The sequence below is a fragment of the Vallitalea sp. genome (assembly GCF_025211055.1).
GTDB lineage: Bacteria > Bacillota > Clostridia > Lachnospirales > Vallitaleaceae > Vallitalea.
The window spans coordinates 22489-45533 of record NZ_JAOARO010000035.1; the positions used below are offsets into that span (position 1 = coordinate 22489).

The 23045-nt window shown below is 30.9% G+C and carries 16 protein-coding genes; 11 read left to right on the top strand and 5 right to left on the bottom strand.

Going from position 1 to position 23045, the window contains the following annotated elements:
* The first annotated feature begins 9 nt into the window (after positions 1–9).
* Entirely contained in the window at positions 10–366 is a 357-nt protein-coding gene (gene spoVAE / locus N4A55_RS04340) for a stage V sporulation protein AE (RefSeq protein WP_334303777.1), read from the top strand.
* Positions 367–411: 45 nt separating this feature from the next.
* On the opposite strand, the gene N4A55_RS04345 is transcribed toward spoVAE, so the two are convergent.
* Both N4A55_RS04345 and N4A55_RS04350 read right to left on the bottom strand, forming a co-directional pair.
* On the bottom strand, positions 412–3147 hold the full coding sequence (locus N4A55_RS04345) for a transglycosylase domain-containing protein (RefSeq protein ID WP_293754278.1): 2736 nt from the start codon (positions 3145–3147) through the stop codon (positions 412–414).
* Positions 3148–3318: 171 nt separating this feature from the next.
* Entirely contained in the window at positions 3319–6003 is a 2685-nt protein-coding gene (locus N4A55_RS04350; RefSeq protein WP_293754279.1) for a transglycosylase domain-containing protein, read from the bottom strand.
* A gap of 288 nt (positions 6004–6291) precedes the next feature.
* Between N4A55_RS04350 and yunB the strand changes: the two genes are divergently transcribed.
* Positions 6292–7005: a sporulation protein YunB gene (yunB, locus tag N4A55_RS04355; RefSeq protein WP_293754280.1), complete on the top strand. Its 714-nt coding sequence runs from the start codon at positions 6292–6294 to the stop codon at positions 7003–7005.
* A gap of 92 nt (positions 7006–7097) precedes the next feature.
* Here the strand turns inward: yunB and N4A55_RS04360 are convergent, their stop codons facing one another.
* Positions 7098–7619, bottom strand: coding sequence for a peroxiredoxin (locus N4A55_RS04360; RefSeq protein WP_293754281.1), 522 nt, complete (start codon positions 7617–7619; stop codon positions 7098–7100).
* A 234-nt stretch (positions 7620–7853) separates the two neighbouring features.
* Here N4A55_RS04360 and dapF point away from each other — a divergent pair, with 234 nt between their 5' ends.
* The 3 genes from dapF to N4A55_RS04375 all read left to right on the top strand — a co-directional run bounded on the left by dapF (position 7854) and on the right by N4A55_RS04375 (position 10925).
* Entirely contained in the window at positions 7854–8687 is an 834-nt protein-coding gene (gene dapF, locus N4A55_RS04365) for a diaminopimelate epimerase (protein WP_293754282.1), read from the top strand.
* 30 nt (positions 8688–8717) lie between these two features.
* Entirely contained in the window at positions 8718–9953 is a 1236-nt protein-coding gene (locus N4A55_RS04370) for an LL-diaminopimelate aminotransferase (protein WP_293754283.1), read from the top strand.
* A 192-nt stretch (positions 9954–10145) separates the two neighbouring features.
* The gene (locus N4A55_RS04375; protein WP_293754284.1) at positions 10146–10925 is read left to right on the top strand and encodes a carbohydrate-binding protein; all 780 of its coding nucleotides are present in this window, start codon (positions 10146–10148) and stop codon (positions 10923–10925) included.
* Positions 10926–11066: 141 nt separating this feature from the next.
* On the opposite strand, the gene N4A55_RS04380 is transcribed toward N4A55_RS04375, so the two are convergent.
* On the bottom strand, positions 11067–13406 hold the full coding sequence (locus N4A55_RS04380; RefSeq protein WP_293754285.1) for an ASKHA domain-containing protein: 2340 nt from the start codon (positions 13404–13406) through the stop codon (positions 11067–11069).
* A 250-nt stretch (positions 13407–13656) separates the two neighbouring features.
* Here N4A55_RS04380 and glnA point away from each other — a divergent pair, with 250 nt between their 5' ends.
* The 5 genes from glnA to N4A55_RS04405 all read left to right on the top strand — a co-directional run bounded on the left by glnA (position 13657) and on the right by N4A55_RS04405 (position 19674).
* The gene (gene glnA, locus N4A55_RS04385) at positions 13657–14991 is read left to right on the top strand and encodes a type I glutamate--ammonia ligase (protein WP_293754286.1); all 1335 of its coding nucleotides are present in this window, start codon (positions 13657–13659) and stop codon (positions 14989–14991) included.
* A 37-nt stretch (positions 14992–15028) separates the two neighbouring features.
* Positions 15029–15598, top strand: a complete 570-nt coding sequence (locus tag N4A55_RS04390) for an ANTAR domain-containing response regulator (RefSeq protein ID WP_293754287.1) — start codon at positions 15029–15031, stop codon at positions 15596–15598.
* A gap of 214 nt (positions 15599–15812) precedes the next feature.
* Positions 15813–17912: a glutamine synthetase III family protein gene (locus N4A55_RS04395; protein WP_293754288.1), complete on the top strand. Its 2100-nt coding sequence runs from the start codon at positions 15813–15815 to the stop codon at positions 17910–17912.
* A gap of 201 nt (positions 17913–18113) precedes the next feature.
* Complete coding sequence (locus tag N4A55_RS04400) at positions 18114–19079, top strand: PfkB family carbohydrate kinase (RefSeq protein ID WP_293754289.1); 966 nt, start codon at positions 18114–18116, stop codon at positions 19077–19079.
* A gap of 313 nt (positions 19080–19392) precedes the next feature.
* Positions 19393–19674, top strand: a complete 282-nt coding sequence (locus tag N4A55_RS04405) for a DUF6514 family protein (RefSeq protein WP_293754290.1) — start codon at positions 19393–19395, stop codon at positions 19672–19674.
* Between the two features lie 72 nt (positions 19675–19746).
* On the opposite strand, the gene N4A55_RS04410 is transcribed toward N4A55_RS04405, so the two are convergent.
* A complete protein-coding gene (locus N4A55_RS04410) occupies positions 19747–20541 on the bottom strand; it encodes a helix-turn-helix domain-containing protein (protein ID WP_293754291.1) in 795 nt (264 codons plus the stop codon).
* Positions 20542–20693: 152 nt separating this feature from the next.
* Between N4A55_RS04410 and N4A55_RS04415 the strand changes: the two genes are divergently transcribed.
* Positions 20694–22934, top strand: coding sequence for a glycoside hydrolase family 3 C-terminal domain-containing protein (locus N4A55_RS04415; RefSeq protein ID WP_293754292.1), 2241 nt, complete (start codon positions 20694–20696; stop codon positions 22932–22934).
* The last annotated feature ends 111 nt before the right edge of the window (positions 22935–23045 follow it).

Here is a 23045-nt window from a genome sequence, read left to right on the forward strand (position 1 = left end):
GACATTATGATTGATTATATTAAGGTTTTCGTTACTGGTGGAGTAATATGTGTAATAGCACAGATTTTAATGGATAAGACAAAACTAATGCCTGCAAGGGTTTTGGTTATTTATGTTTCATTGGGAACATTTCTAACTGGACTAGGTCTATATGAACATATTGTAGAATTTGGTGGAGCAGGAGCAACTGTACCTCTGATAGGATTTGGTTATTCGTTAGGTAAAGGAGTAATAGAAGCTGTGAAGACATCGGGTTTTTTGGGAGTTTTTACAGGAGGAATGACAGCAACTTCTGGAGGAATAACAGCGGCTTTATTATTTGGTTATCTTGCAGCAATATTATTTAAGCCAAAAGATACAAAATAGAAGAAATAATATAGGGCTGTCACATTACAAGTGACAACCCTTTTATTATTCTTGATATATGAATGGTGGTGGTGAATAGTAATCGTCATCAAGATATGGCTTTTTATTATTGTCTTCGCTTTCAATAGGTTTATCTTCTGGTGCTATGAATTCTTCATCTTCGTTAATGTTATTATTAAGATCACCATCAATATAATCTGTTGGTAATTTGATTTTTGGTTTCTTAACATGAGGCCCATGTACGTTGCAATATTCACCAATTGTACTGTAGAGTATTTCATATTTTCTATCTTGTATCCTTGGAGGATGTTTAGGGTCCCAATTGGAAGGAACAAGAGGTTCAGGTCTTTTTATGAATACTTTTGTATACTTACTAGTACTTGGACAATATTTATTAGCAGGAAGTCCAGAAATAGAACAAATAGTTTGCTTCACATGAACATCACAAGTCTCAGTTGGAACTGTGCCCTTCTCAAAGAATTCAGTCATGATTGTAGAACCACGAGGGTCTTTATTACATAATCCTAACTTAGCCAGTTTACCAGATTCAGTACATATCTTAGCTGTTATAATATTATCAGGTTTATAGAACTCTTTTCTAGGCAGCCCTTTATGAATTTCTTCCATAATTTTTCGCCAGAGTATCTTATGATAGCTCCTTTTATAAGCTTGTTCTTTGGGTGTGTCATAACCTTGCCATATACTGGCAGCATAATAAGGAGTATATCCTGTAAAAACAAGGTCTTTCTTCTCAGAAGAGGTTCCTGTTTTACCAGCAATGGGCATACTAACGCTATTGAACTTCACAATTGTTCCAGTACCTTTTTTTACTACATCTGTCATAGCATTAGTCAATAAAAATGATGTTGTCTCTTTCATGACTCTAACAGGCTTTGGTTGTTCATTGTTAAGGATTAGGTTATTGTCATGGTCTAGTACTTTTGTATAGAAGATAGGTTTAACATATTTACCAGTATTGGCTATAGTACCATAAGCTGCTGTCAGCTCCAATAGACTAACACCTTTAGTAATGCCTCCTAGAGCTAGAGAATAGTTTTTATCAGAGTATATTTTCCCATTTATGGTTTCCTTTTCTACCAATGATGTAAATCCAAGATTTAATAAATAATTAAAACTTGTTTCTATTCCTATATCCATCAATGTTTTTACTGCATGAATGTTGATAGAATAGGTGATACTGTCTCTTACAGTTGATAATCCTTTATAATTATATTTGTATTCACTGCTGTCATACCAATTGTGTACTTCCCACGGTACAGAATTTTTTGAAACAGAATATGAAAAGGGTACATCATCTAGTACGGTAGCTAATGTGTATCTACCAGTATCAATGGCTGGAAGGTAGGCGGCTAATATCTTAAAAGTTGAACCAGGGTGACGATAGGTCTGTGTAGCTCTATTTAACAGTTGGTTACCTAGTTTTTCACCTCGACCTCCTGCTATAGCTTTTACATGCCCTGTGTGATAGTCGAGTATTACCATAGCGGCTTGTGGCTGAGGTACTAGAATGCTTGATTCCGATATTACTTCATCTCCTTCTAAGATCCATGAAGCTTTTAATTCTTCTGAATAGGCTAGTGCTTCTTTATCAGTATCGAATTCTTTCTCTTTATAATAATGTTTTATCCCAGAATCTTTTTTATTCACTGAGAGACTATACATAATTTTAACAGAGTAATCTTCCTTTTTAGGAGGATAGTTGGATTCATCAAGGAATTCTTTATCCACTATATTTTGTATATTGAAGTCTTGAGTAATATATATATTAAGTCCACCTGTGTATATAAGGTCATAGGCTTGTTTTTCTGTGTAACCTTTTTTAATGACTAAGTCATCTTTTACTCGAAGAATGACTTCATCCACAAAATAAGAATAGTTAGAACTTTTATTAGCACTTTTATTAGTTAATTCAATCTTGGAATATACATCTTCTTGTATGGCTTGATTATATTCACTTTCAGTAATCTTACCTTGCTCAAGCATTTTACGAAGAACTATAAGTTGACGTGAATGATTATTTTCTGGGTTAGCTATTGGGTCATATCTAGTAGGATACTTAGTGATACTTGCAATAACTGCTGATTCTGCAAGAGTAAGGGTTGAAACATCTTTGTTAAAATATCTATTGGAAGCTGCTTGGACTCCATTAGTACCACGCCCAAGAGTAACTGTATTCAGATAACTTTCCAGTATGATATCTTTATCAACTCTTTTTTCAAGTTCGATGGCTAGATATTGTTCTTGGATTTTTCTTTGAAATGTTTGGGTAGCCGATAGGACATTATTCTTTATGACCTGTTGAGTTATAGTACTTGCACCTTCGCCTGTTAGATCTTTTGATTTTATATTATTTATGATGGCTCTTAGAATACCCTTTAGGTCAATGCCCTGGTGTTCGTAAAAACGTTCATCTTCAATTGCAATAAAAGCGTTCATTAAGTGTTCAGGCATTTGGTCTAATGATGCATATATTCTATTAGCATCAGTTCCATGAAGTGTAGTTATTTCATTTCCAAGCTGATCATATATAAAAGTTCGATATCCTTTTGGCATAATATCCTTATCATAATTTATTTCTGGTGCTGCATCAATGATTGCTTTAGTTATACCAAGCCCAGCCATTATTATGAGTCCAAAGGTTATTAAAAGAGTTAATACTAAGATTCGGATAAATGATGTGCTGATTGATTTTTTTACTTTATTCGATTTTGATTCTAATTCTTTTTCCCTTTTGCTTTTTGAGTGATTGCTATAATTCATATAATAGCTCCTTATAATGTCATTTTGATTGTTTCCTAGTATTTTTCCTATATTAAAAGGATGTCTTTTTTGGGAGTCTATTATTCACAATTTAGGGGAAAACTTACAGTTTTTTTTAAGTATATATACAATAAGAGAAACCCCTAGGAAGAGGTTTCTCTTATTATATTATCAAGGATTTGTATTATCACTATTTGCATCGTTAGTATGTTCCTTAGGTAAAAATGGTGTAAATAAATCAGGGTTAACATCATTATTATTATTAGTATTAGTATTGTTATCATTACTACTATCAGGGTTCATATAATCTGGTGGTAGAATATATGGTACTTCTGGCTCTGGCTCTGGTTCTGGACCATGAATATTACAATATTCACCAATCATTGATGGCGGAAGTTCATATTGTCTATCCTGAATTGTAGGTGGTCTTCTTGGATCCCATTCTTCTGGTACGAATGGAATAAGTCGTTGAATATATACTTTTTCTTCCTTGCTTGATTCAGGACAATATTCTGTAGCAAATAATTTAGAGTCTTTACATATTGTTGATTTTATATGAACATCACATGGTTCTGTTGGTTCGGTTCCTTTAGCAAAATATTCTGTTCTGACAGTAGAACCTCTTTGGTCTCTATCACATAGTCCAGACACAGCTAGTTTTCCTGATTCTGTACATATTTTTTTGGTTACAATACCAGATGGTCTATTAAATTCTTTTCTAGGTAATCCTTCATGTATTCGCTGCATTATTTCTTTCCATATCTTTTTATGATAGTTTAGATATTTTTGTTCCTTTTGAATATCATAGCCTTTCCACACAACAGCTGTATAATATGGAGTAAATCCAGCAAAAACTAAGTCTTTGTCACCTGTAGATGTACCTGTTTTACCTGCAATAGGCATGCCAGTAAATCTTACTTTTTTACCAGTACCATTTTTTACAACATCAACCATAGCATCTGTTAACAAGAATGCAGTCGTTTCTTTCATTACTGTTCTTGTAGCAGGTTCTTTTTGAATAAGTAGTTTACCATCATGGTCAAGTACCCTTGAATAAAATGTAGGTTCTATATATACACCATTATTTGCAATAGCTGCATATGCACCTGTTAGTTCTAATACAGTAACACCATTTGTTAAACCTCCAAGTGTTAGGGATAAACCTTTATCAGTAAAGTTTTCCCCATTTACAGTTTTCTTTTCAACTAATGTTGTAAAACCTAAATTAATTAAATAATCAAAGCCTGTTTGTACACCTATATCATTTAGAGTTTTTACAGCTAGTATATTCATTGAATAACGTATACCTTCTCTAACGGTTGTAAGACCTCTAAATTTATAATCATAGTTCTTAGGCCAGCCCTTAGGTTCATTTGAAAATTGAGTAGGAACATCATCAATGACTGTAGCTAATGTATAACCAGCTGTATCAATAGCAGGTAAATAAGCTGCGAGTATTTTAAATGTTGAACCTGGGGAACGAGTGGAAGTCGTAGCACGGTTAAATGTGAGATTTCCTACTTTTTCACCTCTACCACCTGAAAGAGCTTTTACATAACCTGTATGTTGATCAATAAGTACCATTGCTGATTGGGGCTGTGGTATATATGTAGGTTTTTCAGCAACTATTTCATAGCCTTCACCAGTTAATTCTTTTTTCAATTGTTCAATATAATCATTAGCTTCTTGGTCAGTTTCAAAAGTTTTGTTTTTATTAATGTCTTTTTTATTACCTTTTTTATCTTTTACTGTTACTGAATAATCTAGTATAACACTGTAATCAACATTTTTCTTAGGGAAAAAGTCTTCATTAGTGTAAGTTTCATCTACTATTTTTTGTATATCAGTGTCTTGATTAATATAAATGCTTAGTCCACCACGATAGATTAAGTTATATGCTTGAGTTTCAGTATATCCTTTTTTAACCATAAGGTCATTTTTTACTCTTGAAATAACTTCATCAACGTAATAAGAATAACTTGAATTACCAGCATAAGTTTTGTTTACTATTTGAATATTATTATATACATCTTCTTTTAGGGCTTTATCATATTGAGCTTGAGTAATTTTTTCCTGTTCTATGAGTTTTTTGAGAATTCTTGTTTGTCTTCGCTTGTTATTATCAGGATAAGTAACAGGATCATAAAAACTAGGGTTCTTAGTTATTGAAGCAATAACTGCTGACTCAGCAATTGTTAATTCGCTTACATCTTTATTAAAATATTTATTAGAGGCAGCTTGTACACCATTGGTTCCTCTTCCAAGTGCTACAGTGTTTAGATAGTTCTCTAATATGGTTTTCTTGTCAGATTTTTTTTCAAGCTGTACGGCTAAATATTGTTCTTGTATTTTCCTTTCAAATGATGTTTCTGTTGATAATATATTATTTTTAATAAGCTGTTGAGTGATTGTGCTGGCACCTTCACTTAAACTTTTTTCTTTTATATTAGTAAAAATAGCTCTAAAAATACCTTTTACATCAATTCCATTATGTTGCCAAAAACGTTCATCTTCTATAGCAATAAAAGAGTCTTGAAGATAAGTAGGTATTTCATCAAGTTCTACAAATATTCTATTAGCATTAGACCCATGTAACTGAACAATTTCGTTACCATCTTGATCATATATAAATGAAGTATATCCTTTTGGAACAATATCTTCTACGTTAATATCAGGTGCAGAGTCAATGATGGATTTAACAAACCCTAAACCAGCACAAACACCTACAATGATTAGTAACAATAATGCAAAAACTAAAATCTTAATAAAAGATGTGCTTACACTTTTCGTGGCTTTACTTGATTTGGAATCAAGTTCTTTTTGCTTTTTCTTGTTGGAATCCTTACTAAAATTCATAATTTTCCTCCTTCATACAGATGATATTATATCAAATATAACTAGATATAGAAAGGAAAATATATATTTTGGAACAAATTTAATATTTATTAACAAATTATTCATAAATTGTATTGTGTTTGTAATTATTCTGCAAAGGCTTTATTAAATATGGTTTCAGGGATTACACAATCTTATTTCAATAAGTTTAACTTAATAGGTAGACATACACAAAATGTTATTGCTTATCATATAATTTATATAAGGATTAAGAAATGCTGTTAAGTAACAATAGACATAGGAGGAGATATGAGAAGGAATATAAAAGGCAGGAAGCCGAGAAAGAGTAGAAGTAAGAAAAAACGATTTGGTGCATATATATGTATCCTTATAGCAGTAATAAGTCTTAGCTTTATTTTTGTATATACATATTTAGATAAGCAGATCTTACCTATTGTAGTAGCTATGTCACAGTTGAAAATCAAAACAATAGCTACACAGTCCATAAATGATGCAGTTAGAAAAACATTAGAAGAGAAACAAATAAATACTGATGAGTTAGTGACGTATATATATAATGAGGAAGGAGAGATAGTATCATGTGGTATTGATACTATAACCATTAATGAAATATGTGCTGATGTCATCAATAAGATCTCAGAAGAAGTGGATAAATACACAGATGAAACTATACCTATACCATCTGGTAATCTAATAGGGTCTAATATATTTGCAAATACAGGCCCTAATATAGAGGTGGAAATACTTCCTTTTGGTACAGCTACTATCAATTATGATAGGGAATTTAGGTCAACAGGGATAAATCAAATAAATCATAGAGTATGGCTTAATATAGAAACCACTATGCAGGTTGTAGTTCCTCTTGCATCTGAAAAAGTAACAGTATGTCAACAGGTAACTCTAGTAGATAGAATCTTAAGCGGAATAGTACCTCCTAATTATGTAAATGTTCCAGATAATAATATCTTGGATGTAGCACCAGGAGAATTCAATAAGAATTAATCTATATGAGTATTCCAAAATACAATTTATAGTATACTACTTGAATAGAATAGACTTTGTTCATCTAAAACAAAGTCTATTCTATTGGGTACTTACAACATATCTTCTCCAGGAGCCCAATCAACTGGACATAGACCACCTGCTTGTAAAGCTTGTAAAACTCGTAGGGTCTCATCTACAGAACGGCCTACATTAAGATCATGTATAACACTATATTTTACAATACCTTCTGTATCAATAATAAATAGTCCTCTCAAGGCTATACCTTCATCTTCAAGTAATACACCATAATCTCTTGAAACTGATTTTGTTATATCAGAAGCAATTGGAAAATTAATTTTACCAAGATTATCATTTATCCAAGCTTTATGAGAGTGTTCGCTATCTACGCTTACACCTAAGACTTCTGCTCCAAGTTTTCTGAATTCTTCAATTTTCTTACTATAACCTGTAATCTCTGTAGGACAGACAAAAGTAAAGTCTAAAGGATAAAAAAATAGTACCAACCATTTACCTTTATAATCTTCCAACTTTGCTTTACCAAAATCACTTCCATCACCTAGGGCTGTTGCCATTTCAAAGCATGGAGCTTTTTTACCAACTATTCTATCCATATAATTCCTCCTTAAAATAATGAATTTTAACCTTTTATAAGAGTATTAGATTTTTAGGATAATATTATTCTCTTATTAATACATAAGATAGTTGTATAGTTATTTTATCCTTATTAAGCCTTGATTTTATAAAATTAATTATGATATAATAAAATAGTATTTGTAATTAGAACCACTATTTTGTAAGGACGAAATTTATTAAAAAGTAAAAATAAATTATAGCGAGGTGTTTATATGATATTTACTAAAATGCATGGTTGTGGGAATGACTATATTTACATTAATGGTTTTCAAGTAGAAGTAGATAATCCTGCTGAACTATCTATTAAAATGAGCAATAGACATTTTGGAGTAGGTTCTGATGGAATAGTACTTATATTGCCATCAAAAAAGGCTGATTTTAGAATGAGAATGTTTAATGCAGATGGTTCAGAAGCTGAAATGTGTGGAAATGCTATTAGATGTGTAGGAAAGTATGTTTATGATAATAAGATGACAAAAAAGACTAGTATAACAATTGAAACTCTAGCTGGTAATAAGATACTTGATATGACAGTAGTTGATGAAAAGGTCACATATGCAAAAGTTGATATGGGAGAACCAATATTAAAGGCAGAATATATTCCTGTAATTAGTGATAAATATCCTGTAATTAAGGAAAAAATAGATGTTAATGGTAAAAAATATGAATTTACTTGTGTGTCTATGGGTAATCCTCATGCTATAACTTATGTTGATGATACAGATACTTTCGAAGTAGAAGAAATAGGTAAGTTAGTGGAAATAGATGAAAAATTCCCTAAGAAAGTAAATGTGGAGTTTGTACAAATAATAGACAATGAAACTATTAAGATGCGTGTATGGGAGAGAGGCTCTGGAGAAACTTTAGCATGTGGAACTGGGGCTTGCGCTACTCTAGTAGCATCAGTTCTTAACAATTTAACCAATAGAAAAGCTGTTGTAAAATTAACTGGTGGAGATTTATTAATAGAATGGGATAAAGAGAGTAATCATATCTATATGTCAGGTGAAGCGGTAACTACATTTGAAGGAGAATGGTTATTATAGAATTAATAATAAAAACTGGAGGTAAAATAAATGGAGACCTATATTCAAGAATTAATAGCAGACAGAATTGGTGGAAATCAATTTGGAAAAAGCACAGTGATATATAAATTTGAAAAGATAAAAAGAGCTAAAGCTGTAGCAATAAGCGAACATCCAGATATCAAAATCATTGATATGGGTGTTGGTGAACCAGATTCAATGGCAGATGAAGGCGTTGTTAAAGTATTGTCAGAAGAAGCAGCCAAGTGGGAAAATAGAAATTATGCTGATAATGGAGTTGAAGAATTCAAATCAGCCGCTGCGAAGTACTTAGAAGATGTCTATAATGTAAAAGATATCAACAGTGACACAGAGGTTAATCATGCAATAGGTTCAAAACCAGCCCTTGCTATGATGGCTCAGGCATTTATTAATCCGGGAGATGTCACTTTGATGACTGTACCTGGATACCCAATAATGGGAACTATGACAAAATGGCTTGGTGGAGAAGTTTTTAATCTAAGTTTGGTTCAAGAAAATCACTTCTTACCGGATCTAAATTCCATACCTAAAGAAATACTTAAAAGGGCTAAGTTGCTATACTTAAATTACCCAAATAACCCTACAGGAGCAGTTGCCACTGAAGAATTTTTTAAGGAAGTAATTAAGTTTGCAAAAGAAAATGATTTGATTGTTGTACATGATGCTGCATATGCAGCTTTGACATTTGATGGAAACAAACCATTAAGTTTCTTAAGTGTAGATGGAGCTAAAGAGGTAGGAGTTGAAATCCATTCATTATCTAAAGCTTATAATATGACTGGATGGAGGATTGCTTTTGTAGCAGGTAATGAAAAAGTAGTGAGTGCGTTTGCAGCTGTAAAGGATAATAATGATTCTGGACAATTCAAAGCTATCCAAAAAGCTGGTATCTATGCTCTAGAACATCCAGAGATTACTGAAAAAACTGCAGCTAAGTATTCAAGAAGACACAATATGCTTGTTGAAGTTCTTAATAAAATAGGTTTTCATGCAAAAAAACCAATAGGTTCTTTCTATTTATATGTTAAAATTCCTAAAGGTGTCAAAGAGGGTATTGATTTTGAATGTGCTGAAGATTTTTCCCAGTTCTTAATAAGAGAAAAATTGATTTCAACTGTACCGTGGGATGATGCAGGAGCATTTGTAAGATTCTCTGTTACATTTTTAGCAGATACAGAGGAAGAAGAGAAGAAAGTTATTGATGAAATATATAATAGGTTATCAGATGTTGAATTTATTTTTTGATTGAAATGGGGGCGTTCCTATAAAAGGGACGCCCTTGTTTATTAATTTTAATGCAACAAAGAAAATATAGATTATTTGCTGAACAACATACTGTAATATATAGAATTTTGTTAAAATAACAATTGAAAATATTCTAAATAATGATATAATAATATGGTTGAAAAAATACATAATAGAAAAGGAGTTAAGTTTATGAAAAAATCAGTAAAATTATTAATGAGTATTAGTTTGTGTATGGTTATGGTGTTAGGTTTATTTAGTATTAATATTAGAGCTACTGAAGATAAAAAAGTAGCACTGTATTATGCAAAAATAAAAGAGATCCGTGATCATGGAGTAATAAAAGGATGGACTACTACAGGTAAAATCGCTGTAAGAGATTTAGGAGATAGTAAAAATGTAGTAGTTCATTATACTAATAATGGTGGAAAAACTTGGAGTGATATATCTGCATCATATTTAAAGACTTCTTCAGATGGATATGATATCTATATATTTGAAACACCTATGTACCCATGGAATGGTTATTATTATTATAAATATAATAGTTCATTTGCTATTAAAGTGGAAAATGATGGACAAATATTCTGGGATAATAATAACGGGGAAAATTATTCGTTAAATATTTCAAGTACAAATTGTAGTCAAGATTATAAACTAAATAAAAGTAAATTATTATTAAAATCAAACTATAAGAATGAAAGTGGATTTCATGGAACTGTAATAATTAATGATTTTAATTCTAATAAAATCCTAACTGTAAGATATACAACTGATAATTGGAAAACTTATAAAGATGTTAAGGCTTACAAGAACTCTTGTTATCAACCATATACAGATATGGAATTATGGACATTTGATATTATTGAAAATGCAGAGACTTATGAATTTGCAATCAAATGTGAAATTAATGGACAAACATATTGGGATAATAATTTTGGAGATAATTATATCTATAACAAACCATTCTAGAACTTATTGTTTTGTTAATCTAATACATAAGAACAGAATTAATAGGCGTTCCTTGATGGAACGCCTTATTACTAGATTAAAAATCCTGTCAATGAGATATATTTTATGAAAATCATCCTTTTTAAGATAAGAGTAAGTATATCAGAAATACATGTTCATAATATATTCTTTGTTGAATTTCATATTAGTTGACAGTTCGATATATTTGCATTTTGATTTTATTTCATCAAAATTATTGGAACTGTTATCATTTAATAGATATTTAACACAACCGCCTAATGAACTATTACCTATAGTTTCAACTTTATTTTTTAGTTCTTTTTGAAATAGACCTATTGTTATAGCATTAGCAATATTAAGATTGCTGCCAAAACCTCCAGCTAGAAAAACTTTATCAACATCATTAATGGATATAGAAGCTTCATCTAATAATACGCTTATTCCCGCTGAAATAGCAGATTTGGCAAGTTGGAGCTGTCTGATATCTTCTTGATATAATCCTATTTCAGATTGCTCATCTTGGTATAGAATAACTTTATCAATGTTTAGTTTTCCTGTATTATCTATTACATCAATATCAAGTAGTTCAGCAGTTATATCTACAAGAGCTGAACCGCAGATGCCTTTTGGAGTGCTTTTACCAATAACATCGTATTTGAATTTATTATCCATCAATCTAATATTACAAATAGCTCCATCAATACTTTCCATGCCGCATTTAATATTAGCACCTTCAAAAGCAGGTCCTGCTGCAGTTGCAGCACAGATAATAGAATCATCCTTAGTCTTAAGAGCTATTTCTCCATTGGTGCCTATATCAATAAAGAGTATATTTCCTTCTTGATCTATAAGGTCACTATAATAAAAACCTGCTATTATATCAGAGCCAATGTAAGCAGAAACTCCAGGTAATAGAGTAACATTACAATCAAGTAGATTATCTGTGAATAGTTGACTATATAAGTATTCATTAAGAGATAAGTCCATTGTTGTAAAAGGACTTATGGATAATTTATAAGGATTGACGCCAGTCAATAAATATTGCATGGTAGTATTACCGCTAATAGTTATTTCCACTATATCTTTTTCATTCAATTCATATTTATCCACAATAATTTTTATACCAGAACTAATTTCATCACAAATCAATTTAGTCTGAGTGTTTTGGGTGTCTTTTATAGCATAATTAATCCTGCTTATTACATCTGCACCATAAGCCTTTTGAGGATTAACATTTTTATATATACCTATTTCTTTATTTTTCAATAGATCAATAAGAGTTATTACAATAGTAGTAGTACCTATATCAATACCCACACCATATGCAGTAATTTCATTATTAGCAGATCTAAGTATTTCTGTATTGTTCTTAGATAACAGATAGATATCTTTTATTAGATTCTCTATATTAGATAGTTCTTTTACTGCATTCAAAGAATATTTATAATCTACTCCTAATTTCTTATTAATTAATTCTACTACACTACTATTATTATTATGACTTTCTATTATCCCATCAATTTTAAGTAATTTATATTTCTGTTTTTTGATATTACCAATTTTATAGCCAGTCTGTATTCTTGAAGTAGTAGCTTCTTCATTTAATTCTATAGTCATATCATTATCAATATTATGGAAGCAAGATAGAATTATACCTTCTTCAATCTCAATATCTGTAAGGAATTTTTTCTCTTCATCTGATAGTTCTATATTACCTTCTATAAGTTTCACCTTACATTTACCACATACTTTTTTGCCACCACAATATGCTTTAATGGGAAAGTTGTAATGTCTGATAACATTTAGAAGATTCTCACCTTTTTTCACTTGAAATCTATGGGATTTAGTAGCTTGTTTTATTATTAAATTATATTTTCTGAAAGTACAAGAGGGATTAGTGCATTTACTACAATTATGGTCTACTGTAGAAGGAGGTATATTTGTTGATGCTCCATAATAATAAGATAAAGTTTTAGTAGGAGAGAACATATATCCTGATGTTATAGTAATATCAGTAGGTTCTTTCTCATTAATCATATCTAGTATTATCTTTTGGAATTCGATACTTGATTCACTAGAGCCAGGTTCTATTCTTGAGGTTAGATTGATATCATAATAACTTTGTTCTTTTTGCAGTAATTGATATAGAGAATTACTTATATCAAACAACATCTGGTCACCTATAGTATTCAACATCATACCTTTTAGATAATCATTATTATCAAAATAACGTTTTATCTCTTCATCAATATAACTACCCAAAGTAACTAAACAAAAAATCACTTGTTCACAATTATTGTTAATATAATTATTATTATCAGTTATAATATAGTATCCTTTTGGGGTAATATTCTTAACAGAATTTTCAACTACTTCTTCATATATTTTGCAGTATTCACCATAATTAGTACTATCTTCGTAGCACTGCATAGTATTAAGTACTTCCTTCTTATTAAATATTTTATTAAATTCAATAACCATTTTTGATAATCACCTCCATAAGCCCTCCATTAAATAGAGAGTTAAAATACGATTATAATTATATATTATAACTCTTCATTTTATAACTCTCAAGGAATTCTATAGATAGATTTTATATGCTAAAATAATTCTTTGCTAGATATAATGGAGATTAATGGAAAAGTATTGCAAGAATAATATTTTTATAATATACTCTTAACTAATAAAGATTGCTGATAATATTAATACTATATGAAAAGGAGGCATTGTTATGTTAGGAGAAAGCAGATATACAAAAGAAGATATAATTAAAATCACACGTGAAGAGGATATCAAATTCATAAGACTTCAATTTGTAGACATTCTAGGTACTCTCAAAAATGTGGCTATTACAGATGAACAACTTGAGAAAGCGTTAAACAATCAGATATTGATTGATGGTTCATCAATAGAAGGATTTGTTAGAATGGAAGAATCTGATATGTATCTAAAACCAGATTTGGATACTTTTGAGATATTTCCTTGGAGACCTCATCAAGGTAAAGTAGGTAGAATGATATGTGATATATATAATCTTGACGGTACTCCTTTTCAAGGCGATCCTAGATATGTTCTTAAGAAAGTAATAAAAGAAGCTGCAGATATGGGTTATGACTTTAATGTAGGACCAGAATTTGAATTTTTCCTATTTCAAATAGATGAAAATGGTTATCCTACAACAACAACTCACGATAATGCAGGATATTTTGATCTGGGACCAATTGACTTAGGGGAAAACGTAAGACGAGACATAGTACTTACACTTGAAGAAATGGGATTTGATATTCAGACCTCTCACCATGAAGTAGCTCCAGGTCAACATGAAATAGATTTCAAATATAGTGATGCACTAAGATCGGCAGATAATATTGTCACTTTTAAGTTGGTAGTAAAAGTCATTGCAAGAAAACATGGACTACATGCTACATTTATGCCTAAGCCTATCTTTGGGATAAGTGGTTCAGGAATGCATTGCAACCTGCTTATGTATGATGAAGATGGTAGGAACATATTCTACGACAAAAAAGATGAACTTAATCTATCAAAAGAAGCATATTATTTTATTGGTGGATTATTGAAGCATGCAAAAGCTTTAACTGCTGTAACTAATCCTACAGTAAATTCTTATAAAAGATTAGTATCCGGATTTGAAGCACCTGTCAGAATTGGTTGGTCAACTATAAATGCCAGTCCACTTATTAGAGTTCCAAGAGGTAGAAATAAAAAATCCCTGATTGAGCTTAGAAGTCCAGACCCTTCCTGTAATCCATATTTGGCAGTTGCAGCAATATTGAAAGCAGGACTTGATGGTATTAAGAACAAGATAGAACCCCCCAAAATGATGGAAAAAAAAGAGCTTAGTAAAGTACTTGATACACTTGATGTAGAATCAACAATTCCAAGTACTCTAAAAGAAGCCTTAATAGATTTATCAAAAGATGAAATTATAAAAGAAGCATTAGGTGATGTTTACGAGAGATACATGAAAGCAAAAAGTCTGGAATGGGATGAATATATATCAGTAGTTCATTCATGGGAAGTTGAAAAATATATTTCAAGATATTAAGAAAATATTTATAGCTGAGTAAAAGGATGTTTTGTGTATGGGAGCTAGAATCATAGTAGGATCCTCTAACAAAAAAATATTGAAGCAATTATCGCACTTCCTTAATGAAAATGGATATAATGTAGTAGGTGAAACAACAGATGGATATGACATCCTAAGGAGAATCCATACGGTTTATCCAGATTTATGTATTATGGATTTTAACATGAAGGGAATTAACGGTCATGACGTAAGTGAAGTGCTGGTAGCAGACAATGTATGCCCAATCATTACTATAATTGGTTCATCCCAACTACAGTATTTTACTAACCTAAAACATGAACCAATATTTAGTTTGCTAATCAAGCCTATTAATAAAGATTCATTAATAAATACTATTGATTTATTGGTTAAAACATCAAGGAGTATAACTAAGTTACGCAAAGAAGTCAGTACTCTCAAAAAGAAGCAAGAAGATAAGCAAATAATTAATCAAGCTAAACAATTATTATTAGAGAATAACGGTTTAACAGAAGAAGAAGCACATAGGAAGATTCAAAAACTCAGCATGAACAAGGGTATCTCAAAAAGAATAGTAGCTATAGATATTATTAACAAATATAAATGATAATAGTTTGAAAATTATGTATAATAAAATTTTGTTAATTAATACTTGCATTATCAATTGTGATATGATATATTATATACAGATATAATCGGGCAAAGGAGTCCGGCTTTAACTAAACTTTTAGAACAATGGCGTTCTTAGGGAAGTTCCCTTAGTAACGCTTTTTTTATTAGATTTTTATATGAAAAGTAGATTAAGATTAGGAGGACATAGTATGAGTATCAACGATTTATTCGGAACAAATGTATTTAGTGATGCAGTTATGAAAGAAAGACTTCCAAAAGAAACATATAAATCACTTAAGAGAACAATAGAACTTGGAGAACCACTAGAGAAGACAACAGCTGAAGTAATTGCAAACGCTATGAAAGATTGGGCTATAGAAAAAGGAGCAACTCATTACACACACTGGTTCCAGCCTATGACAGGAAAAACAGCAGAAAAGCATGACTCTTTTATATCATTAACTCCTGACGGAAGAGCAACTATGGAGTTCTCTGGTAAAGAGTTAATTCAAGGAGAGCCTGATGCTTCATCTTTCCCTAATGGAGGACTTAGAGCTACATTTGAAGCTAGAGGATATACAGCTTGGGACCCAACATCACCAGCTTTCCTAAAAGAAGATTCAGCAGGTGTAACATTATGTATACCAACTGCGTTCTATTCATATACTGGTGAAGCTCTTGATAAAAAAACACCATTACTGCGTTCAATGGAATCTATTTCCAAACAAGCAATGAGGGTATTAAAATTGTTTGGAGAAACAAGTGCTAAGAAAATAATAACTACAGTAGGAGCAGAACAAGAGTATTTCTTAGTAGATAAAAAATATTACCAAGCAAGAAAAGATCTAATATTTACTGGAAGAACATTATTTGGTGCAATGCCTCCAAAAGGTCAAGAATTGGATGACCATTATTTTGGAAGCATAAAAGAAAGAATTGCTAATTTTATGAGAGAATTAGATGTTGAACTATGGAAGTTAGGGGTATCTGCTAAGACAAAGCATAATGAAGTAGCTCCAGCTCAATTTGAAGTGGCACCAATATTCTCAACAACAAATATTGCAACAGACCATAATCAGTTAATGATGGAAATCATTCAAAAAATTGCAATGAGACACGATCTAGTATGCCTATTACATGAAAAGCCATTTGCTGGAGTTAATGGTTCAGGTAAGCATAACAACTGGTCATTAGCTACTGATGATGGTATTAATTTATTGAAGCCAGGAAAAACACCTGAAGAAAATGCAAGGTTCTTACTTTTTCTATCAATAATTATTGCAGCAGTTGACGAATATGCTCCATTACTCAGATTATCAGCAGCTAACCCTGGTAATGATCATAGATTAGGAGCTAATGAAGCCCCACCAGCTATAATTTCAGTATTCTTAGGAGATAAATTATCTAGTATAATCAATCAAATTGAAGCTGGAGACCTTAATATAGAAAAACAAGTAGAATTACTTGAAGTAGGTGTTTCTACACTTCCAAAACTTCCAAAAGATTCTACAGATAGAAATAGAACATCACCATTCGCATTTACTGGTAATAGATTCGAATTCAGAATGTGTCCTTCATCCGCATCAATAGCCGGACCTAACATTGTTCTTAATACAATTGTTTCTGAATATCTTAGAAGAGTTGCAGATGAATTAGAGAAAGCTGATGATTTCAATGAATCTCTTAAAAAAGTTATCATAAGATTAATAAAAGACCATAAGAGAATCATATTTGATGGTGACGGTTATTCTGATGAATGGGTTCAAGAAGCAGCAAGAAGAGGACTTCCTAATCTATCATCAACAGTTGAAGCCTATACTTATTTTGATAAACCAGAAGCTGTTGAATTATTTGAAAGACATGGTGTCTTTACAAAAGGAGAAATAGTTTCTCGTAAAGAAATCGTATTTGAAGAATATGCAAAAATAATTAATATAGAGGGACTTACAATGTCTCAAATGGTTAGAAAGCAGATTATTCCTGCATGTATTAATTACATGACTGGTGTTGCTGAATCTATTAGCAAGATTAAGGGTGTGTGTCCTTCAGTAGATGTATCTGTACAAGAAGAACTTGTTAATAAGATTTCAAAACTATTATTTGATGTTAGAGTTAAAGTTGCTGACCTTAATAAAGCAATTGAAGAAGCTAAGGTAATTAGTAATATTGAAAGTATGGCATTTGCTTATAGAGAGACAGTATTCCCAGCTATGGCAGAATTAAGAAAACCATGTGATGAACTTGAAAAAATAGTTTCAGAAGAAGCATGGCCATACCCAACATATGATGAACTATTGTTTAGAGTTTAGTCATATCAGATACACTTAATTACGGTTATAATATACTCCTTAATGTAAATATATTATACTAGTCTAACCATGAAGAAAGCAGTTATAGCAATCTTCGTGGTTTTTCTAATATCTATTTATTTTATATTTGTTAATAATTAAAAGGTCTGTTATAATATTAAATAATCTATAAGATTAAACATATTGTTGAGGTGGAATAAAATGATTGTTACTATAGCACTTAATCCTTCAATTAATAAATTGGCAGTTATAGACGGGTTAGAAGTGGATGGTGAAAACAAAGTACAGGATTATCGTATAAGTCTTGGAGAGAGCCCGATATATACTGCATATATAATAAAGTTACTTCAAGGTGAACCATATGTATTAGGATTCTTAGGAGGAATGGGCGGTAGGTTCATTCATAATATAATGCAGAAAAACAGAATAAAATCTGATTTTGTATTTAACATGGGTGAAAGTAAATCTATTTATAGAATTGTTGATTCAGTTAATGGAAGACAAACTACGTTATTGGATGACAATATGTTAGTAGATGAAAGAGACAAGAAGAATCTGAAACATAAACTGCAAAATAGAATAAAAGATGCTAAAATAATGATTTTAGGTGGAGATATGCCAAGAGGTACTGATTTTAATCTGATTGAAGATATAAGTTCAGTAGCTAAGAAACATGATATAAAAGTGATTACTGCATTAGAAGGACAAAATCTACGTAAGTCGTTAAAACTTAATCCCTATGCTCTGAAGATAAGTGATAAGAATATTTCAGATTTAGTTAACGTGGATACGTTAACCTATGATAAGTACTATGTATTAAAAGAGTTGTACCATATACTAATATCAAATAAGATTCATTATATATTATATGATTCTGCCGAGGGTCTTTATGTACTTTCTAAAAATAAAATATGCAAAGTTATATTTAGTGAAACTCCAGAAATAACCGACGGAATTGGTGCAAGTGATTCAATGGTTGGAGCGTTTGCTGTTTCTATAGAAAGAAAATATGAGCAGGAAAAGATGGCTAAACTAATTATGGCAAGTAGTATAGCAGTAAAAAGTTCAAAATATCCTACTATATGTAATAGGAAGGATATAGATTATTATAATAATAAGGTAAAGATCGTTGAAATAATGAATAGGAAAAGGGGTTTTATAGAATAAAACATATATTTGAATATGATAATAAAAATATCGCAGTAATATCATATATATGACGGTATTATACAGAGATGCTAAGATGTAATGAAATGATACGTCGAAAGAAGTGATTTTCTACATTGATTTGCGATATGTTTATATAGAATACCTACTATAAGTAATATATAATGATGATAAGGCATGAAACTACAATATGTATTGTGAAAGAAAAAAATAGGTACTACATATTGTGGAAATATTAATGATATTTCTAGAAAGCTAGGGGATAGTTTGGACATGTCTATTAGATTTTATTACAGAGAGCGGGGATGTTATTATGAAAAAATACCTTAAAGGAACAAGACAAGTTATAACTGAGAATAATCGAATTATTAACCTAGAGTATTATTTAGTTGAATCTACATACTACGAAAAAGATAAAGCTAAAATTGCATACGGTATTGAAATACTTAAGAGAGATAATTGTAATCATTTAGAATCCGATATTGTTTCTAAGGTAACTGACAGTAAAGATAAAATTATAAATATAATTAATAAGCTTATAGCTAATATAGTAACTCCTGTGGGTATAGTTTGTGCGATTGATGAATTATTTTAACTTAAATATAGAAAGGACTGTTCGATAATAGTACAACATTAAAAGTACTATGGAACAGCCCTTTTTTTATAGTTAATCAGTTTTAATGTGATTTTGTTTGAAGGTATTAGGAGTCATTCCACTAATCTGTTTAAATATCTTACTAAAATGACTCTGAGTTGTATAACCTAATCGGGTAGAAATCTCTACTAAGGATAGGTTGGTGAACAGAAGTAGATGTTTAGCTTTTTTTATTCTATTTATATGAATATATTTAGTAAAACTAATACCTACTTCTTTTTTAAAGGTTCTGGATAAATAACTACTATTAGCATTAATATAATCAGCAACATCAGTCAATGCAAAGTTGGTACAAAGATTATCATTAATATATTTAATTACTTTTTTTGTTAAGGGAGAGTAATTATTTTTATTAGTAGATAGACTATTCTTTATCTGAGTCATGAAATCAAGTATCATAATAGCATTAAGATTAATTAAAGATTCTTTATCTCTTAGAGATTCTATTTTATTAATGTATAGGTCACTAAGGAAATATGCATAGTTTTCTTCTAAACCTGTTTCAATAGCCATTCTAGTTATGAGTGCACAACTGCAAATCATATTGTTCTTCAGAGATCTTATGGAGTTGTTTTGACATAATACTGAAAGAGGATAATTACTATACTCATATCCAACCTTTTCTATTTCATCTATATTACCAGTAATAATTGCCTGATAAAGTTGTTTTTCTAATTCATAAGGGTAATGGGAATAGTTTGTAGAATCATTTTTTGATTCTTGGTATAAGTATTCCTCTTTCTTGGACATATCAGTTATTTTAAGTGAGTTAAAAATCTGACTAAAATCCATATTACCTATAAACACAAAATCCCTCCCAAAAGTAAAATTTACGAAAAAAATAGTAAATAAAATGATATACATTATATAGATAAATCTTTACAATATAATCAATACCATTAATACAATTATATCAGATTGAAAGGTAAATAAATAGATAAAATTAAGGAGGAGATATTATGCAAGAAAATATTAATAAGCTTCTATCAGAGTTGACATTGGAAGAAAAAGCTTCTTTATGTTCAGGTAAGGATTTTTGGACTACAGAGCCAATTGAAAGATTAGGTATTCCCTCAATAATGGTTACTGATGGACCTCATGGATTAAGGAAACAAGCAGGCGATTCAGACCATCTAGGAGTTAATACCTCGGTACCATCAACTTGTTTTCCTTCTGGTGTAGGGTTGGCATCATCATGGGATAGAGATTTAGTACAAAAAGTCGGTGTAGCATTAGGTGAAGAAACACAATCAGAAAATGTATCAGTTCTATTAGGTCCAGCAGTAAATATTAAGCGTTCACCTCTGTGTGGAAGGAATTTTGAATATTTTTCAGAAGACCCATATTTATCAACTCAAATAGCTAAACATCATATATTAGGTGTTCAAAGTCAAGGAGTAGGAACATCTATAAAACATTTTGCAGCCAACAATCAAGAATACAAAAGAATGAGTGTTAATACTTTGGTTGATGAAAGAACCTTAAGAGAAATATATCTTGCTAGTTTTGAAACTGCCATCAAAGAAGCGAAACCATGGACAGTCATGTGTGCTTACAATAAATTAAATGGGACTTATTGTGCTGATAACTATAAACTGCTAACAGAAGTTTTGAGAAATGACTGGGGTTATGAAGGTTTAGTAATCTCAGACTGGGGAGCAGAAGATGATAGAGTAGAAGGAATCAAAGCAGGTATGGACCTAGAAATGCCAGGTAATGGAGGACTCAATGATAAAAAAATTGTTGAAGCAGTCAAAAATGGTACTCTAGATGAAAAAGTTCTAGATAAAGTTGTCAACAGAATATTGGAACTAGTTTTTAAAGGCATAGAGAATGCAAGAAATATGAATTTTGATAAAAAAGAACATGATTTATTAGCAAGAAAAGTTGCATCAGAATGTATGGTACTTCTAAAAAATAATGATAAAATACTTCCAATGGATAAAAATAAAAAAGTCGCTGTTATTGGTGAATTAGCAAATAACCCAAGATATCAAGGTGGGGGAAGTTCACATATTAATCCTACGTTTTTACACAATGCTTTAGAAGAAATGAAAAAGCTGGGTACAGTAAGTTTTGCTAAGGGATATGATATTAATGTTGATGAACCTAGCCAGGAATTGGAAAATGAAGCAATAAACTTAGCAAAAGATAGTGAAGTTGTTGTAGTATTTGTTGGTCTTCCTGATAGATATGAATCAGAAGGATATGATAGAAGACATATGCAAATGCCTGAAAACCAAGTTCATCTAATAGAAGAACTAAGTAAAGTGAATGAAAATATAGTTGTAGTATTATCTAATGGTTCTCCTATAGAAATGCCTTGGATAAATAGTGTGAAAACAGTGTTAGAAGGTTATCTAGGTGGTCAGGCAGGTGGAGGAGCTGTCGCTGATATTATATATGGCAAGGTTAACCCATCAGGTAAACTAGCTGAAACATTCCCAATTAGGTTAAAACATAATCCATCATCATTGAATTATCCAGGAAAAGAAAACAAAGTCTGCTATAACGAAGGATTATTCGTAGGGTATAGATATTATGATGCCAAAGATATAGATACTCTATTTCCATTTGGACATGGGCTTAGCTATACTACTTTTGAATATACTGATATTGAAATAAACAAAAATGAAATACAAGATTCAGAAAAAGTGGAAGTTACTGTAACAGTTAAAAATACTGGAGATCTAGCTGGAAAAGAAGTTATTCAAATATATGTGAGAGATATTGAATCATCAGTTATAAGACCAGTAAAAGAGTTAAAGGATTTTGCTAAAGTACAATTAGTACCAGGTGAAGAAAAGAAAGTGAAATTTATATTGAATAAACGTTCCTTTGCTTATTATAACGTAGACATTAAAGACTGGCATGTGGAAACTGGTGAATTCCAGATATTAGCTGGTTCTTCAGTAGTCAATTTACCTCTAAAAACAAATATTAGAGTAAATTCAACAAGAAAAATTAAAAAGTCATTTGATAGAAGTTCAACATTTGTAGAAATAGCAGAGCACCCTGTAGGTGCAATGATAGTAAAACAAATTACTGAGAATATGAAACAAATGTTCATTGATACAGATATATTTAATGAAAGTGCAATAGAGGAGATGGCGGCAACTAATACTCTAAAATCACTTATAACATTTGGTGCCATGAACGAAGAAGAATTACAAAATCTAATTAATCAACTAAATGCATAGATATTCAAAAATATCTTATACATTGAAAAGCAAACTAATACTTAACTAACTCTTTTATAGCAAGGATTTTGAAAATAAATTCAAATTCTTGCTATTTTTATAGTTAGAACT

What these genes read in the sequence shown, in the direction of transcription:
- N4A55_RS04345 (WP_293754278.1), bottom strand. Translation starts at nt 3,147, where the DNA reads ATGAATTATAGCAATCACTCAAAAAGCAAAAGGGAAAAAGAATTAGAA.
- N4A55_RS04350 (WP_293754279.1), bottom strand. Translation starts at nt 6,003, where the DNA reads ATGAATTTTAGTAAGGATTCCAACAAGAAAAAGCAAAAAGAACTTGAT.
- yunB (WP_293754280.1), top strand. Translation starts at nt 6,292, where the DNA reads ATGAGAAGGAATATAAAAGGCAGGAAGCCGAGAAAGAGTAGAAGTAAG.
- N4A55_RS04360 (WP_293754281.1), bottom strand. Translation starts at nt 7,619, where the DNA reads ATGGATAGAATAGTTGGTAAAAAAGCTCCATGCTTTGAAATGGCAACA.
- dapF (WP_293754282.1), top strand. Translation starts at nt 7,854, where the DNA reads ATGATATTTACTAAAATGCATGGTTGTGGGAATGACTATATTTACATT.
- N4A55_RS04370 (WP_293754283.1), top strand. Translation starts at nt 8,718, where the DNA reads ATGGAGACCTATATTCAAGAATTAATAGCAGACAGAATTGGTGGAAAT.
- N4A55_RS04375 (WP_293754284.1), top strand. Translation starts at nt 10,146, where the DNA reads ATGAAAAAATCAGTAAAATTATTAATGAGTATTAGTTTGTGTATGGTT.
- N4A55_RS04380 (WP_293754285.1), bottom strand. Translation starts at nt 13,406, where the DNA reads ATGGTTATTGAATTTAATAAAATATTTAATAAGAAGGAAGTACTTAAT.
- glnA (WP_293754286.1), top strand. Translation starts at nt 13,657, where the DNA reads ATGTTAGGAGAAAGCAGATATACAAAAGAAGATATAATTAAAATCACA.
- N4A55_RS04390 (WP_293754287.1), top strand. Translation starts at nt 15,029, where the DNA reads ATGGGAGCTAGAATCATAGTAGGATCCTCTAACAAAAAAATATTGAAG.
- N4A55_RS04395 (WP_293754288.1), top strand. Translation starts at nt 15,813, where the DNA reads ATGAGTATCAACGATTTATTCGGAACAAATGTATTTAGTGATGCAGTT.
- N4A55_RS04400 (WP_293754289.1), top strand. Translation starts at nt 18,114, where the DNA reads ATGATTGTTACTATAGCACTTAATCCTTCAATTAATAAATTGGCAGTT.
- N4A55_RS04405 (WP_293754290.1), top strand. Translation starts at nt 19,393, where the DNA reads ATGAAAAAATACCTTAAAGGAACAAGACAAGTTATAACTGAGAATAAT.
- N4A55_RS04415 (WP_293754292.1), top strand. Translation starts at nt 20,694, where the DNA reads ATGCAAGAAAATATTAATAAGCTTCTATCAGAGTTGACATTGGAAGAA.